Origin of the sequence: Colwellia sp. Bg11-28 (genome assembly GCF_002836245.1) — a bacterium.
GTDB lineage: Bacteria > Pseudomonadota > Gammaproteobacteria > Enterobacterales > Alteromonadaceae > Colwellia > Colwellia psychrerythraea_A.
This window is the reverse complement of record NZ_PJBA01000004.1, coordinates 358,925-372,510: the sequence shown is the minus strand read 5'-3', so window position 1 is coordinate 372,510 and position 13,586 is coordinate 358,925. Positions and strand designations below refer to the sequence as shown.

Annotated in this window: 11 protein-coding genes and 1 riboswitch; of the genes, 8 read left to right on the top strand and 3 right to left on the bottom strand. The window is 39.1% G+C overall.

All coding sequences use genetic code 11. The features are described from left to right. Positions 1-425 precede the first annotated feature (425 nt). From CXF79_RS05460 to CXF79_RS05450, 3 genes are all read right to left on the bottom strand, one after another. Positions 426-1,196: an SDR family oxidoreductase gene (locus tag CXF79_RS05460; protein WP_011042444.1), complete on the bottom strand. Its 771-nt coding sequence runs from the start codon at positions 1,194-1,196 to the stop codon at positions 426-428. Between the two features lie 180 nt (positions 1,197-1,376). After that, on the bottom strand, positions 1,377-2,549 hold the full coding sequence (locus tag CXF79_RS05455; protein WP_101154251.1) for an enoyl-CoA hydratase/isomerase family protein: 1,173 nt from the start codon (positions 2,547-2,549) through the stop codon (positions 1,377-1,379). Between the two features lie 269 nt (positions 2,550-2,818). Next, the gene (locus tag CXF79_RS05450; RefSeq protein ID WP_101154250.1) at positions 2,819-4,003 is read right to left on the bottom strand and encodes an acetyl-CoA C-acyltransferase; all 1,185 of its coding nucleotides are present in this window, start codon (positions 4,001-4,003) and stop codon (positions 2,819-2,821) included. Positions 4,004-4,290: 287 nt separating this feature from the next. On the opposite strand from CXF79_RS05450, the gene CXF79_RS05445 reads away from it, so the two are divergent. The 8 genes from CXF79_RS05445 (at position 4,291) to CXF79_RS05410 (ending at position 13,261) form a co-directional block, all read left to right on the top strand. Further along, entirely contained in the window at positions 4,291-4,689 is a 399-nt protein-coding gene (locus tag CXF79_RS05445; protein WP_011042440.1) for a MerR family transcriptional regulator, read from the top strand. A gap of 104 nt (positions 4,690-4,793) precedes the next feature. Continuing rightward, entirely contained in the window at positions 4,794-5,963 is a 1,170-nt protein-coding gene (locus CXF79_RS05440; protein WP_011042439.1) for an isovaleryl-CoA dehydrogenase, read from the top strand. 333 nt (positions 5,964-6,296) lie between these two features. Next, on the top strand, positions 6,297-7,904 hold the full coding sequence (locus CXF79_RS05435) for a carboxyl transferase domain-containing protein (RefSeq protein WP_101154249.1): 1,608 nt from the start codon (positions 6,297-6,299) through the stop codon (positions 7,902-7,904). A gap of 31 nt (positions 7,905-7,935) precedes the next feature. Beyond that, positions 7,936-8,724 carry an enoyl-CoA hydratase/isomerase family protein gene (locus tag CXF79_RS05430; RefSeq protein ID WP_101154248.1) on the top strand — a complete coding sequence of 263 codons (789 nt, stop codon included), beginning with the start codon at positions 7,936-7,938 and terminating at the stop codon, positions 8,722-8,724. 67 nt (positions 8,725-8,791) lie between these two features. After that, the gene (locus tag CXF79_RS05425) at positions 8,792-10,837 is read left to right on the top strand and encodes an acetyl/propionyl/methylcrotonyl-CoA carboxylase subunit alpha (RefSeq protein WP_101154247.1); all 2,046 of its coding nucleotides are present in this window, start codon (positions 8,792-8,794) and stop codon (positions 10,835-10,837) included. 2 nt (positions 10,838-10,839) lie between these two features. Beyond that, positions 10,840-11,766, top strand: coding sequence for a hydroxymethylglutaryl-CoA lyase (locus CXF79_RS05420; protein WP_101154246.1), 927 nt, complete (start codon positions 10,840-10,842; stop codon positions 11,764-11,766). Positions 11,767-11,885: 119 nt separating this feature from the next. Continuing rightward, on the top strand, positions 11,886-12,605 hold the full coding sequence (locus CXF79_RS05415; RefSeq protein WP_101154245.1) for a CoA transferase subunit A: 720 nt from the start codon (positions 11,886-11,888) through the stop codon (positions 12,603-12,605). After that, a complete protein-coding gene (locus tag CXF79_RS05410) occupies positions 12,605-13,261 on the top strand; it encodes a 3-oxoacid CoA-transferase subunit B (protein ID WP_011042433.1) in 657 nt (218 codons plus the stop codon). Before CXF79_RS05415 ends, CXF79_RS05410 begins: the two co-directional genes overlap by 1 nt. 218 nt (positions 13,262-13,479) lie before the next feature. Next, positions 13,480-13,575, top strand: a riboswitch (cyclic di-GMP riboswitch). Positions 13,576-13,586: the final 11 nt, after the last annotated feature.

Here is a 13,586-nt window from a genome sequence, read left to right as displayed (position 1 = left end):
TCAAGATAAATCAAGAAGTAGATGAGAGTCGCATTCGCTCTTCACCTTAGCTACATTAAGTAGCGTTGTTCGTTGCTATTGCCCCGAACTGGATGCGTATAATACGCTTCCAAGTTTTGATGTCAACGTTTAATTTAATTTAATTTTAAAACTTATTTTCTAATTAAAAACTTCACGTTAAGTTAACTAATCGACCTTAATAAGGTAATAGGTAACTTATCAAAACGTCCTCTTGGTTAAGGTTTTTGCCTGAACCCCTTGGAACTGGAGCGCATTGTAGAGAGTTTTTAGTTTTGATCAAGTGTTTTTTCACGCAATTATCAACTTTTTGTTCGATCGATTAATTATCAAACAAAAGTATTCCCTAATGAGTCAAATCGGTCAATAAAAGCGCGTAGAAACACATTGTCTGCCTAAAATAAACGCTACATACAAAGGCCACCATCTATTTCTATGACGCGCCCAGTGAAGAATTCATTTTCGAAGATGTATTTTGCTGTGTGGGCAATTTCTTCTGCTTCACCTAAACGCCCAACGGGTTTCATTTTCTCTAACCTGTCTTTCATCTCAGGTTTCATTGCATCTGTCATTGCAGTTCGTATGACTCCTGGTGCAATAGCGCCAACACGAATACCATGTCGACCAAGCTCTCTTGCCCATGTTGTTGTCATTGCTACAACACCCGCTTTTGCAGCAGCATAATTGGTTTGACCTATATTGCCACCACGGGCAATTGAGGACATATTGATAATGACACCTGATTTACCACCTTCAATCATATGAACAGCTGCTTCTCTACCACATAAAAAAACACCTGTTAAATTGACATCAATGACAGATTGAAAGCTTTCTAACGACATTTTCTTACTGACAACACCATCTTTGGCTTTAACAAACATACCATCTCGTAATATTCCGGCATTATTAACTAAGCCATCAATACCGTTAAAGTCTTTATTAATTTGTTGGAACGTTTCTTCAACTTCAATCTCTTTGCTTACATTCGCAAGGTAATACGCTACTTTTATTCCTTCAACGCCAGCTAATTCAATTTGCTTTACGCTTTCTTGAAGTTGCTTTTCATTTAAATCGATCAGTGCGATATTCGCACCCGATTGTGCAAAGCTGGTGGCCATAGTTAAACCTAGGCCTTGACCACCACCGGTGATGACGATTGTTTTATCTTGTAATTTCATTATTATCTACTTTCTGTTTGTTAAATATATTTATGATTCTGTAGGAGTCTTCCTACCTTACACTTTGTTAGATACATTGTTAAAGAAGATTAGTAACTGTAGAAGTTTTCACTGCTGGTATTAAACCTTTAGCTATAAGCAAGCCTTTGGCTTTAATTCGAGTAATATAACTCAGGATAATTAAGTCAACTTGGCCAGCGGATGTTCTGATTCTGACCAAGTAGATTCAAAAAACCAATTAAGTACTTTACCATCAATTAACTCCACCGATGAATAACGCCATTTAGGGCTATTATCTTTATCGATTAATAAGGCTCTGACTCCCTCTAGGAACTCACCGAAATAACCACATTTCACGGCTAAATTTAGTTCCATACGAAAACAATCGGCCAATGACATGCCCTTCCCTTTGGCTAATTGCGAATAAGCTAACTGTGCACTTAAGGCGCTTCCATTTTTTAATGATTTTTGTGCGCGGCTAAGCCACTTATCTTCAGTCTCAACACTTAAAATTGCTGCTAAAACATCTGTTAACGCTTGTTTTTCAACAAACGTACTTATTAACGGTTGATGCTCTTTTAAAGGTGACATTGGCAACTTACTTGCCGAGCTTCGTTCAAACTCTTGTAACAGTTGTGAGGTTTTGTCATGATTTAATGGGATTGTCTCTCCCCAATTAATCATTTTAAGTTGGATTAGCAAATCATCTTTGTGTTGTTGCTCAACGAAATAATCGGCAAGTCGACAATATTTAGCATCTGCAGCGTTGATAGATGCTCCTGTTAACGCTAAGAACAAACCACAACCGGGTGGCATTTTATTTAAAAAGTAACTAGCACCCACATCAGGGAATAAACCAATACTGATTTCTGGCATCGCTATACGTGAATTTTCAGTTACCACTCGATGACTTCCAGCAACTAGCATACCTAGCCCACCACCCATAACAATACCGCTACCCCAAACAATAAAAGGTTTGTTAAAGGTATGAATTAAAAAATCTAATTGGTATTCTTGAGTAAAATAATCTTTAATTTCTGGTGCAAATTGACTGCCTGCATTTAAATTATCAACTGAATTTTCATTACTGCTATTACTTTTCATAGTACTGTTTTTCATAGCACTATATAGATGTACGATATCTCCGCCGGCACAAAATGCTTTCTCGCCTTCGCCTTGCAAAAATACTGCAGCGATATCTTGTTGCTGCTGCCATGTAATCAACTGTGGATAAAGCAGCGCTACCATATCGCCACTTAAAGCATTCAGTGATTTAGGAGAATTGAGGGTGATTAAGCCAACCTTTTTACCGTTGTCACAATCAAGTTCTTGAAAAATAACTACATCTGTCATGATTTTCCCTTTATTAATCCTGTTTACTTTTAAATGTCTAATGACGTATTTAGCCAAACAGGTTTACGCTTATTTAGAAAAGCGGTTACGTATTCTGATTTGTCTTCAGGGTTAAATAACTCAATAAAACCCTGAAGTGCGCTCACCACATAAGAGCATGCACTTAGTTCACGCTTTATGATGCTATTAAAAGAAAAAAGTACTCAATGATGATAATCAATGAGTACTTTTAATAGTTAAATTGAGCTATTGTGCAATCAAATGTGTAATTACAACATTTCTAATGCGATTGCTGTCGCTTCACCGCCACCAATACAAAGAGAAGCAACACCTTTTGATAAACCTTTATTCTTCAATGCATGAATAAGGGTTACCATAATGCGCGCTCCACTTGCTCCTAATGGATGACCTAAGGCACAAGCACCACCATTAACATTAACTTTATTGATATCTAAATCCATTTCTTTAACAGCAAGCATAGTGACCATAGCAAATGCTTCATTGATTTCGAATAAATCAACATCTCTTGCAGTCCAACCTGCTTTATCTAGTAATTTATTCATAGCGCCTACTGGTGCTGCGGTAAATTCTGCCGGTGCTTGTGCATGTGTAGCATGAGCTACAATTTTACAAAGTGGTGTTAAACCACGTTTTTCAGCTTCTGATAATTTCATCATCACAAGCGCTGCTGCGCCATCTGAAATTGAACTTGAATTAGCTGCGGTAATGGTGCCGTCTTTTTTGAATGCTGCGCGTAATGATGGGATCTTATCTGGACGAGCATTTCCTGGCTGTTCATCGGTATCAATAATCGTTTCTTTACGTCGATTAACTACCGTGACGGCTGCAATTTCATTTTTAAAAGCGCCCGAATCAATCGCTTGGTTTGCACGACTCAATGAACGAATCGCGAACTCATCCATCGCTTCACGAGTAAAGCTAGATTCATCGGCAGTATCTTGGGCAAAACACCCCATAGAAATTCCGTCATAGGCATTTTCTAAGCCGTCTTGCATCATATGATCTATAACTTGACCATGGCCCATGCGTAAACCTGTTCTTACTTTCGGCAAAATATATGGCGCATTACTCATGCTTTCCATACCACCAGCAACTGCAACATCGATAGATCCTGCAAGTAATGAGTCATGCGCCTGCATAGCCGCTTTCATTCCTGAGCCACATACTTTATTGATTGTGGTACACACAGTAGATAAAGATAATTCAGCAGCAATTGCTGCTTGTCTTGCTGGCGCTTGCTTTAAACCTGCAGGTAAGACACAGCCCATAATGAGTTCATCAACTTGATCATTGGCTAAATTTGCTCGAGTAATAGCGGCTTTTATTGCGGTAGCACCTAAATCTGGCGTAGTTACCGGCGACAAACAACCACCAAAACCACCCATAGGCGTTCTTACAGCGGAAACAATAACAATAGGATCTGATAATGACATTGAACTCTCCAGTTTCTAAATGATGATAAATATAAATAAATTCGAAAAAATTGATAGCTTAGCCTAACCTAACATTTAAGTTTACGTCAACGGAACTTTAGTCTTAGGTTTGGCTAACGTAGATTAGATTGCATAAGACTTGTTGATAGTAAGGAAAATTATATATTCTTTTAACCAAATAAATATAGTTGTAAAACTCTCCTTAAAACTTACCCTTTACGTTAACGTAAACTTCATATAAGATAAATCAATAAATAGTTTTCAAGATTAGATACACGAGTAGATAAATGACCCAAAAAATTAGCCAAGCAAAATACTCTATCAGTGACTTATCAAAAGAATTTGATATCACCACTCGCAGCATCCGTTTTTATGAAGATCAAGGGCTAATCTTTCCGGCACGTAAAGGACAAACAAGAGTTTACAATCAAAGGGATAAGGTTCGTCTGAAGTTAATTCTACGTGGTAAACGACTAGGATTTTCATTAGCAGAAACAGGTCGTTTGTTTGAGCTTTATGATGTTGATAAAACCAGTGCCACCCAATTAAATACCATTATGACTTTAATCAGTGATAAGAAAAAAGATTTAAAACAACAGCTTGAAGATATCAACGCGATATTAATTGAACTAGATGACTTAGAGGATAATTGTAAAACTACCCTCAAAGCACTTGAAAACGGTTAATAGCACCGTAAAGATTTATTAATAATATAAGTATAACTAAACCCATTTAATCGTTCTAACTCACCACTGCTAAGCGGGACTGAGTTTCACAAAAAGGATAAAGCATGATTTCAAAATACAGCTCACTTAACTATAACTTAGGCGAAACCGTGGATATGATCCGCGAGACTGTAAACGCTTTTGCCCGTGATGAAATTGCTCCACGCGCTGAACAAATTGATATTGATAATGAATTCCCAGCTGATTTATGGAAAAAATTTGGTGATATGGGTCTTTTAGGTATGACCGTTGAAGAAGAATATGGCGGTTCAGGTTTAGGCTATTTAGAACATATCGTTGCTATGCAAGAGATCAGCAGAGCTTCGGCATCTGTGGGTTTGAGTTATGGCGCGATGTCAAACTTATGTTTAAACCAGTTACGTAAAAATGGCTCTCATGAGCAAAAACTAAAATACTTACCAAAGCTTTGTACTGGTGAACATGTTGGTGCACTAGCAATGAGTGAGCCAAATGCCGGTTCAGATGTTGTAAGCATGAAGCTTCGCGCTGATAAAAAAGGTGATAAGTACATTCTTAATGGTAATAAAATGTGGATAACCAATGGTCCAGATGCTGATGTTTTTGTCATTTATGCCAAAACAGATACCAGTGCAGGTTCAAAAGGTATTACCGCCTTTATTGTTGAACGTGATTACCCTGGATTTTCTCGCCATCAGAAATTAGACAAGTTAGGTATGCGTGGTTCAAATACCTGTGAGTTAGTTTTTCAGGATTGTGAAGTACCAGCAGAAAACATTTTAGGTGCTGAAGGAAAAGGCGTCCGTGTATTAATGTCAGGACTAGATTACGAGCGTGTTGTTTTATCTGGTGGTTCTTTAGGCATCATGGATGCTTGTATGGATTTAGTCGTACCTTATATTCATGACAGAAAACAATTTGGCCAATCTATTGGTGAGTTTCAATTAGTACAAGGCAAAGTAGCCGATATGTACACTCAAATGAATGCAGCTAAATCTTATGCCTACATGGTTGCTCAAGCGTGTGACCGTGGTGAAACTACTCGAAAAGATTCAGCCGCTGTTATTCTTTATGCCGCTGAATTAGCGACTAAAATGGCACTTGATACCATTCAGTTACTTGGTGGTAATGGTTATATCAATGAATTCCCAGCAGGTCGTTTACTCCGTGACGCCAAATTGTATGAAATTGGTGCTGGAACCTCAGAGATTCGTCGCATGCTGATAGGTCGTGAATTATTCAACGAATCTAACTAGTCATTCATCTGGTTGCTGTACCGCCTAATTAATTCGTCAAAAGTACTCATTGATAACTTTTTTGAAAGTTATCAACTCCATGCTTTTTCCTTTTAATTAAACCCTACAGCTTAAAGTTGAATCACTACTACTTCAGTGACAAAAAAGTAACTTCTGTAATAAGTAATTAAACAAATATTGAGTTAACCAGTAATTGTTTAGTTTGCAGCGGTTTAATTCAAATACAAAGTAAAAAAGCAGAGTTGACGTTAGTCAATGAGCATTTTTAAACGCAGTAGTTGAGTTAAACCGCAATAAAATAAATGATTACTATCAAATAAAAGGCTCTCTCCCGTGGCAAAAATAATAAGTAAGATAAACACTCGCAGCCAAGAATTTCTTGATAATGCTGCTCATATGCAAACCCAAGTTGATGATTTACGAGAAAAACTCGGTGAAATAAAACTTGGCGGTGGCGAACGATCTCGAGAGCGACATATCGGACGTGGTAAGTTATTACCAAGAGATAGAGTTAATGCTTTACTAGACGATGGCTCAGCATTTTTAGAGTTCTCGCAACTTGCCGCTTACCAGGTTTATGATGATAACGTACCTAGTGCCGGTATTATCACAGGTATAGGCCGAGTGGCTGGACAAGAGTGTGTAATTGTTGCCAATGATGCCACGGTTAAAGGGGGTACTTATTACCCACTCACAGTAAAGAAACATCTTCGCGCACAATCTATTGCAAAAGAAAACAACCTACCTTGTATTTATTTAGTCGACTCTGGTGGCGCAAACTTACCAAACCAAGATGATGTGTTTCCAGATAAAGAGCACTTTGGTCGAATTTTCTTTAACCAAGCGAATATGTCAGCCAATAACATTCCTCAAATTGCTGTTGTTATGGGCTCTTGTACTGCGGGTGGTGCATATGTTCCTGCAATGGCTGATGAGTCAATTATTGTTAAAGAGCAAGGCACTATATTCCTAGCGGGACCTCCACTAGTTAAAGCAGCGACAGGTGAAGTTGTGAGCGCTGAAGATCTTGGTGGTGCGGATGTACATTGTCGTACTTCAGGTGTTACCGATCATTATGCACAAAACGATCACCATGCTCTTGAAATAGCACGTTCTGCTGTTAAAAACTTAAACCGAGTAAAACCGGTAACAATAGATTTCAAACAAGTTGTTGAACCCGAATATCCAACTGACGATATTTACGGCATTATTCCTAAAGATACCCGTCAGCCTTATGATATACGTGAAGTTATTGCTCGTATTGTTGATGGCAGTGAATTCGACGAATTTAAAGCCCTTTATGGCAATACCTTAGTTTGTGGTTTTGCCAATATTTATGGCTATCCTGTTGGTATTGTCGCAAATAATGGGGTGTTATTTGGTGAGTCTGCTGAAAAAGGTGCACATTTTATTCAACTATGTGCACAACGAAAAATTCCTCTAGTATTCCTACAAAACATCACTGGCTTCATGGTGGGTAAGCAGTACGAATCAGGCGGTATAGCTAAACATGGTGCCAAAATGGTTACCGCTGTAGCTACGGCACAAGTACCTAAGTTTACCATTTTAATTGGTGGTAGTTTTGGCGCAGGAAACTATGGCATGTGTGGTCGAGCTTATGATCCACGCTTCTTATTTATGTGGCCAAATTCACGTATATCTGTGATGGGTGGTGAGCAAGCCGCTGGCGTTATGGCGCAAGTAACACGTGATAAAAAAGAAAAACTCGGTGAAAGCTGGAGCGAAGCCGAAGAGCAAAGCTTTAAACAACCTATCATCGATAACTATGAACACCAAGGTCATCCTTATTACGCCTCGGCGCGTTTATGGGATGATGGCATTATCGACCCTGCTGACACTAGACAAGTTTTAGGTTTAGCTATTTCAGCCTCATTAAACAAAACAATTGAAGAGACCAAGTTTGGCATCTTCCGTATGTAACCGTACAGAATAAAGGTAGAGCGTACTTATTATGAATACCAATAACGACAAGGTTTTGTTAGAAGTTAATGAGCAAGGTATTGCCACAGTTACTTTGAACAATCCTGATAAACACAATGCTTTTGACGATGCCATCATTAAACAGCTAACTGAGATTTTTAACGACATCAGTAAACGCGATGACATTAGCGTTATGATTTTAGCCTCAAACGGCAAGAGTTTTAGTGCCGGTGCTGACTTAGGTTGGATGAAGCGCATGGCAAGTTATTCGTATGAAGATAACTTGAAAGATGCCAACGCTTTAGCGCAAATGTTAAAAGCGTTAAACTTTTTGCCACAAACAACTATTGCCAAAATTCAAGGCGCCGCTTTTGGCGGTGCTGTTGGTTTAGCGAGCTGTTGTGACATTGTTATCGCGAGCACCAAAGCAAGCTTTTGTTTAAGTGAAGTTAAATTGGGCTTAATACCCGCAACTATCAGCCCTTATGTAGTAGATGCCATTGGTTTAAAAGCGAGTCGCCGTTACTTTCAAACTGCCGAACGTTTTTTTAGCGATAAAGCACAGTCACTTGGTTTAGTAGATGAAGTCGTCTCGCCTGAGCTGCTAACTGATGAAGTCAATAGTATGGTCGCCAAGTTATTAGTTAATGGTAGTCAAGCGAGACGACAGGCAAAAAAACTTAGCCAAGATGTCGCCTTTCAACCAATTGATGAAAACTTACTCAGAGACACTAGTGAGCGTATAGCAGCTATTCGCGTATCAACTGAAGGACAAGAAGGTTTAACCGCCTTTTTTGAAAAACGAGCGCCTAATTGGTAAGAGTAAGCGTCAAGTTCTCAGTTGCTAGTGATATTAAGTGATACTAAAAGAATAAAAGGATAAAAAAATGTTCAGTAAAATTTTAATTGCCAACCGTGGTGAAATTGCCTGCCGCATTATTAAAACAGCCAAGAAAATGGGTGTATTAACCGTTGCCGTTTATTCAGATGCCGATAAAGATGCTTTGCATGTTCATATGGCCGATGAAGCCGTTTACATAGGCCCTTCGCCATCACGCGAAAGTTACTTGTTAGGTGATAAAGTTATCGCTGCCGCCAAAAAGACAGGCGCTCAAGCAATTCATCCTGGTTACGGATTTTTGTCTGAAAATGCTGGTTTTTGTCGTAACTGTGCCGCTGAGAACATCACTTTTATCGGCCCTCCTGTCGCCGCCATTGAAGCGATGGGTTCAAAGTCTGCCGCTAAAAACATTATGGAAAAAGCCGATGTGCCATTAGTGCCCGGCTATCATGGTGACGATCAGTCACGTGATATTATCAAAAAAGCCGCTGACGACATGGGCTATCCGGTACTACTAAAAGCCACAGCAGGTGGTGGTGGTAAAGGCATGCGCCAAGTGTGGAGCGAAGCAGAATTCGATGAAGGTTTAGCCGCTGCAAAACGTGAAGCGATGTCATCATTTGGTGACGACACTATGTTGGTTGAAAAATACCTAACACAGCCTCGCCATGTTGAGATCCAGGTATTTTGTGATAATCATGAAAATGCTGTTTATTTATTTGAACGTGATTGTTCAGTACAGCGTCGCCATCAAAAAGTCATTGAAGAAGCCCCTGCTTTTAGCATGAGCGAAGAATTACGCGCTCAAATGGGCGAATCAGCAATTAAATCTGCTCAGGCGATAGGCTATCAAGGTGCAGGTACCGTTGAATTTTTACTTGATATCGACGGCTCTTTCTATTTTATGGAAATGAACACCCGCTTACAGGTTGAACACCCAGTTACTGAAATGATCAGTGGACAAGATTTAGTTGAATGGCAATTACGTGTAGCCGCTGGTGAATTACTGCCTAAAACACAAGAGCAACTTGTGCTCAATGGTCATGCTTTTGAAGCGCGAATTTATGCAGAAGATGCTAATAACGACTTTTTACCTGCAACAGGAAAGTTAAGTTTATTAAAAACACCTATTGAGAGCGAACATGTTCGTATAGATACCGGTGTTCGTCAGGGCGATGACGTCAGTGTCTATTATGATCCTATGATTGCTAAATTAATTGTATGGGATGAAAATCGTGAAAAGGCACTACAGCGCTTAGCAAAAGCATTGAGTGAGTACCGTATTAATGGTGTCACGACTAATATTGATTTTCTTTATAATTTAGCAACATCTGCTCCTTTTAAAGCCGCAGATATTGATACAGGTTTCATTGAAAAAAATCATGACCTGATTTTTCATAACGACGAAAAACCATTAGTCAATGAATTGCCTATAGCCGCTTTATTCCTTGTTCTATCTAAAGAAAGCAAGGCAAAACAGCAAGCGCAGCAAAGTAACGACCCACATTCTCCTTGGTACAATGCCAATGCATGGCGCCTAAATGAAGCTAATTTACATACGTTAGTGCTAGCGCACAATGATACCGAGCACACGGTGACAGTTGAACAAAAGCGTCAGGGTAATGATGCCTATTATTCAATTAATATCAATGGTGAAAAGTTTGATTGTCAAGGCGAAATTTTAACTACGCCACACAATGATGACACTATCGTAGCGACTGTTAACGGACATCGTAGCCAAACAACCTTTAATCATTTTGAAAATAACATAAGTCTATATAGGACTAATGGCGTATTTAACTTTACTCATATTCTGCCAGACTGTGGTCAGCATAACGAAGATGATAATCATGGCGGTTTAATCGCGCCAATGAACGGCACTATGGTGAGTGTTTTGGTTAAATCTGGCGAACAGGTTAGTAAAGACCAACCTTTATTGATCATGGAAGCGATGAAAATGGAACATACTATCAAAGCGCCAAGCAACGGTACTATTGATGAGATATTTTTCCAAGTCGGCGACATGGTAGATGGCGGTGCTGAGTTATTAGCGTTCACGGAACAAGAAAGTAGCAGTGAAGAGTCGGAGTAATCATGTTATCAAGCAAATTACCACAGCAGGTTAAAGTTGTTGAAGTTGGTCCTAGAGATGGTCTGCAAAATGAAGCAACGCCCATTGGTGCTAGCGATAAAATTCAGCTGATAGAAAAACTCAGCGATGCTGGCGTTAGTTATATTGAAAGTGGCAGCTTTGTTTCACCTAAATGGGTGCCACAAATGGCAACCTCTACTGAAGTGTTTGAAAAACTCAATCGCAATCAGAAGGTAACCTATGCAGCATTAACACCTAATATGCGTGGTTTTGAAGCAGCAATGGCAGTCAATGCTAATGAAGTCGCTATCTTTGGCGCTGCTTCAGAAAGCTTTAGCCAAAAAAACATAAACTGCTCTATTGAAGAGAGTCTTGAGCGCTTTGCACCTATTATGGAAGCGGCTAAAAAAGCGAATATCAAAGTCCGTGGTTATGTTTCTTGTGTATTGGGTTGTCCTTATGAAGGTGATATAGATCCAGAGCAAGTCGCTTTAGTCGCAGAAAAACTCTTTGCTATGGGTTGTTATGAAATTTCATTAGGTGACACTGTAGGTGTCGGTAATCCAGCAAGCGTAACAAAGATGATACAAGCCGTTAGTGCCCGTGTACCAACAGATAAACTAGCGGTTCACTTTCATGATACTTATGGGCAAGCGTTAACTAATATTTACGCTGCATTACAAATGGGTGTCAAGGTAGTCGATAGTGCTATTGCTGGTTTAGGCGGTTGTCCTTATGCTAAAGGAGCTTCAGGTAATGTAGCGACTGAAGATGTAGTTTACATGCTTAATGGTTTAGGTATAGCGACAAACATCGATTTCAAAAAGTTACTGCAAGCAGGTTGGTTTATTAGTGATAAGTTAGGTAAAGCACCTATATCTAAAGTATCAAATGCTTATTTAGCACAAGAGAAAGTTTCAGAAGAATAGCAATTTCTTCGCACAGAGAGAATGAAGGTAAAGCAGATTAATATAATGATGAATTATTTTATTTATTCTTTCTCTCTGTTAAATATATATAAAATATCAAACCAAATGAGGAGAATAAAATGGCAGGATTCGACAAAGTAGTGTCAAGCTATGAGGAAGCCATGGCTGGGCTAACAGATAACATGACCATTATCGCAGGTGGTTTTGGTTTATGTGGTATCCCTGAAAACTTAATCAGTGAAATCAAGCGCAAAGGGACTAAAGGTTTGACCTTAGTTTCAAATAATTGTGGTGTTGATGATTTTGGCTTAGGTGTTTTATTAGCTGATCGACAAATAAAAAAAATTGTTGCCTCTTATGTGGGTGAGAATGCTGAATTTGAACGCCAAATGATGGCGGGAGAACTCGAAGTTGAATTAACACCACAAGGTACGCTTGCAGAAAAGATGCGTGCTGGTGGTGCAGGTATTCCAGCTTTTTACACGGCAACAGGTGTTGGTACGCCTGTAGCTGAGGGCAAAGATGAACGAACATTTAATGGCCGTGAGTATATTTTAGAAGAAGCTATTACCGGTGATTTTGCGATTGTCAAAGCATGGAAAGCCGATAGATACGGTAATTTAGTTTTTAGAAAAACGGCTCGAAACTTTAACCCTATGGCAGCAACTGCTGGCAAGATTACCGTTGTTGAAGTAGAAGAAATAGTTGAAGTGGGTGAGTTAGATCCAGACCAAATCCATACACCTGGTATTTATGTTGATCGCTTAATTCAAGGCACTTTCGAAAAACGCATTGAACAACGTACTGTTCGTCCATCTTCAGCACAAGGAGCAAAATAATGGCGTTATCAAGAGAACAAATAGCTCAACGTGTTGCCCAAGAACTAAAAGATGGTTATTACGTTAATTTAGGCATAGGTATCCCTACCCTAGTTGCAAACTATGTTCCGCAAGATATTGAAGTGATGTTGCAATCAGAAAATGGTTTACTTGGCATGGGGCAATTTCCAACGGAAGAAGAAATTGACGCCGATCTAATTAATGCCGGTAAGCAAACTGTCACTATGGCAACTGGCGCATCTGTCTTTGACTCTGCAGAGTCTTTTGCGATGATACGAGGTGGCCATGTAGATTTAACTGTTCTGGGCGCCTTTGAAGTCGATGTTAACGGTAATATTGCTTCCTATATGATACCCGGTAAATTGATCAAGGGCATGGGCGGCGCAATGGACTTAGTGGCTGGGGCAGATAATATTATCGTTACCATGACACATGCTTCTAAGCATGGTGTTTCAAAACTACTTAAAAGCTGTTCTTTGCCATTAACGGGTAAAGGTTGCATTAAGAAAGTATTAACTGATTTAGCGTTTATTGAAATTAAAGAAGGTAAGTTTCATTTGCTTGAACGTGCCCCTGGTGTTTCTATTGAAGAAATAATTAAGTTAACTGAAGGCGAACTTGTTGTGACTGGTGACATACCAGAGATGAAGTTTTAATTCTATAGTACTTTGTAACTAAGAAAGACCTTATTTCGTAGTAAAAGCAAAGAGATACCTTTCTCTGAAACATTCAAATAAAGGTAATAGTTATCAAACTATTACCTTTATTCTTTACATGTTTAGTCTCGTATTATTTCCATTCTCATTTTCACTAACTGTTCTCTCGCGCCCATTTAGCTTGCACTTTGGTAACAATTACGTGATACTTATTTTTGACAAAGAAAAGGCAAAGCACGCGAAAACGTGTTACGCAAAACCACCGGTCTAAGGGTAAAGTTTAATTATTTATCTATGACAGCGGAGTCACCTCGTTAACAGGTAC

Bases quoted from the DNA above. Each gene is read 5' to 3' on its own strand.
- CXF79_RS05460 (WP_011042444.1), bottom strand. From the start codon at position 1,196: ATGAAATTACAAGATAAAACAATCGTCATCACCGGTGGTGGTCAAGGC.
- CXF79_RS05420 (WP_101154246.1), top strand. From the start codon at position 10,840: ATGTTATCAAGCAAATTACCACAGCAGGTTAAAGTTGTTGAAGTTGGT.
- CXF79_RS05450 (WP_101154250.1), bottom strand. From the start codon at position 4,003: ATGTCATTATCAGATCCTATTGTTATTGTTTCCGCTGTAAGAACGCCT.
- CXF79_RS05430 (WP_101154248.1), top strand. From the start codon at position 7,936: ATGAATACCAATAACGACAAGGTTTTGTTAGAAGTTAATGAGCAAGGT.
- CXF79_RS05455 (WP_101154251.1), bottom strand. From the start codon at position 2,549: ATGACAGATGTAGTTATTTTTCAAGAACTTGATTGTGACAACGGTAAA.
- CXF79_RS05440 (WP_011042439.1), top strand. From the start codon at position 4,794: ATGATTTCAAAATACAGCTCACTTAACTATAACTTAGGCGAAACCGTG.
- CXF79_RS05410 (WP_011042433.1), top strand. From the start codon at position 12,605: ATGGCGTTATCAAGAGAACAAATAGCTCAACGTGTTGCCCAAGAACTA.
- CXF79_RS05445 (WP_011042440.1), top strand. From the start codon at position 4,291: ATGACCCAAAAAATTAGCCAAGCAAAATACTCTATCAGTGACTTATCA.
- CXF79_RS05415 (WP_101154245.1), top strand. From the start codon at position 11,886: ATGGCAGGATTCGACAAAGTAGTGTCAAGCTATGAGGAAGCCATGGCT.
- CXF79_RS05425 (WP_101154247.1), top strand. From the start codon at position 8,792: ATGTTCAGTAAAATTTTAATTGCCAACCGTGGTGAAATTGCCTGCCGC.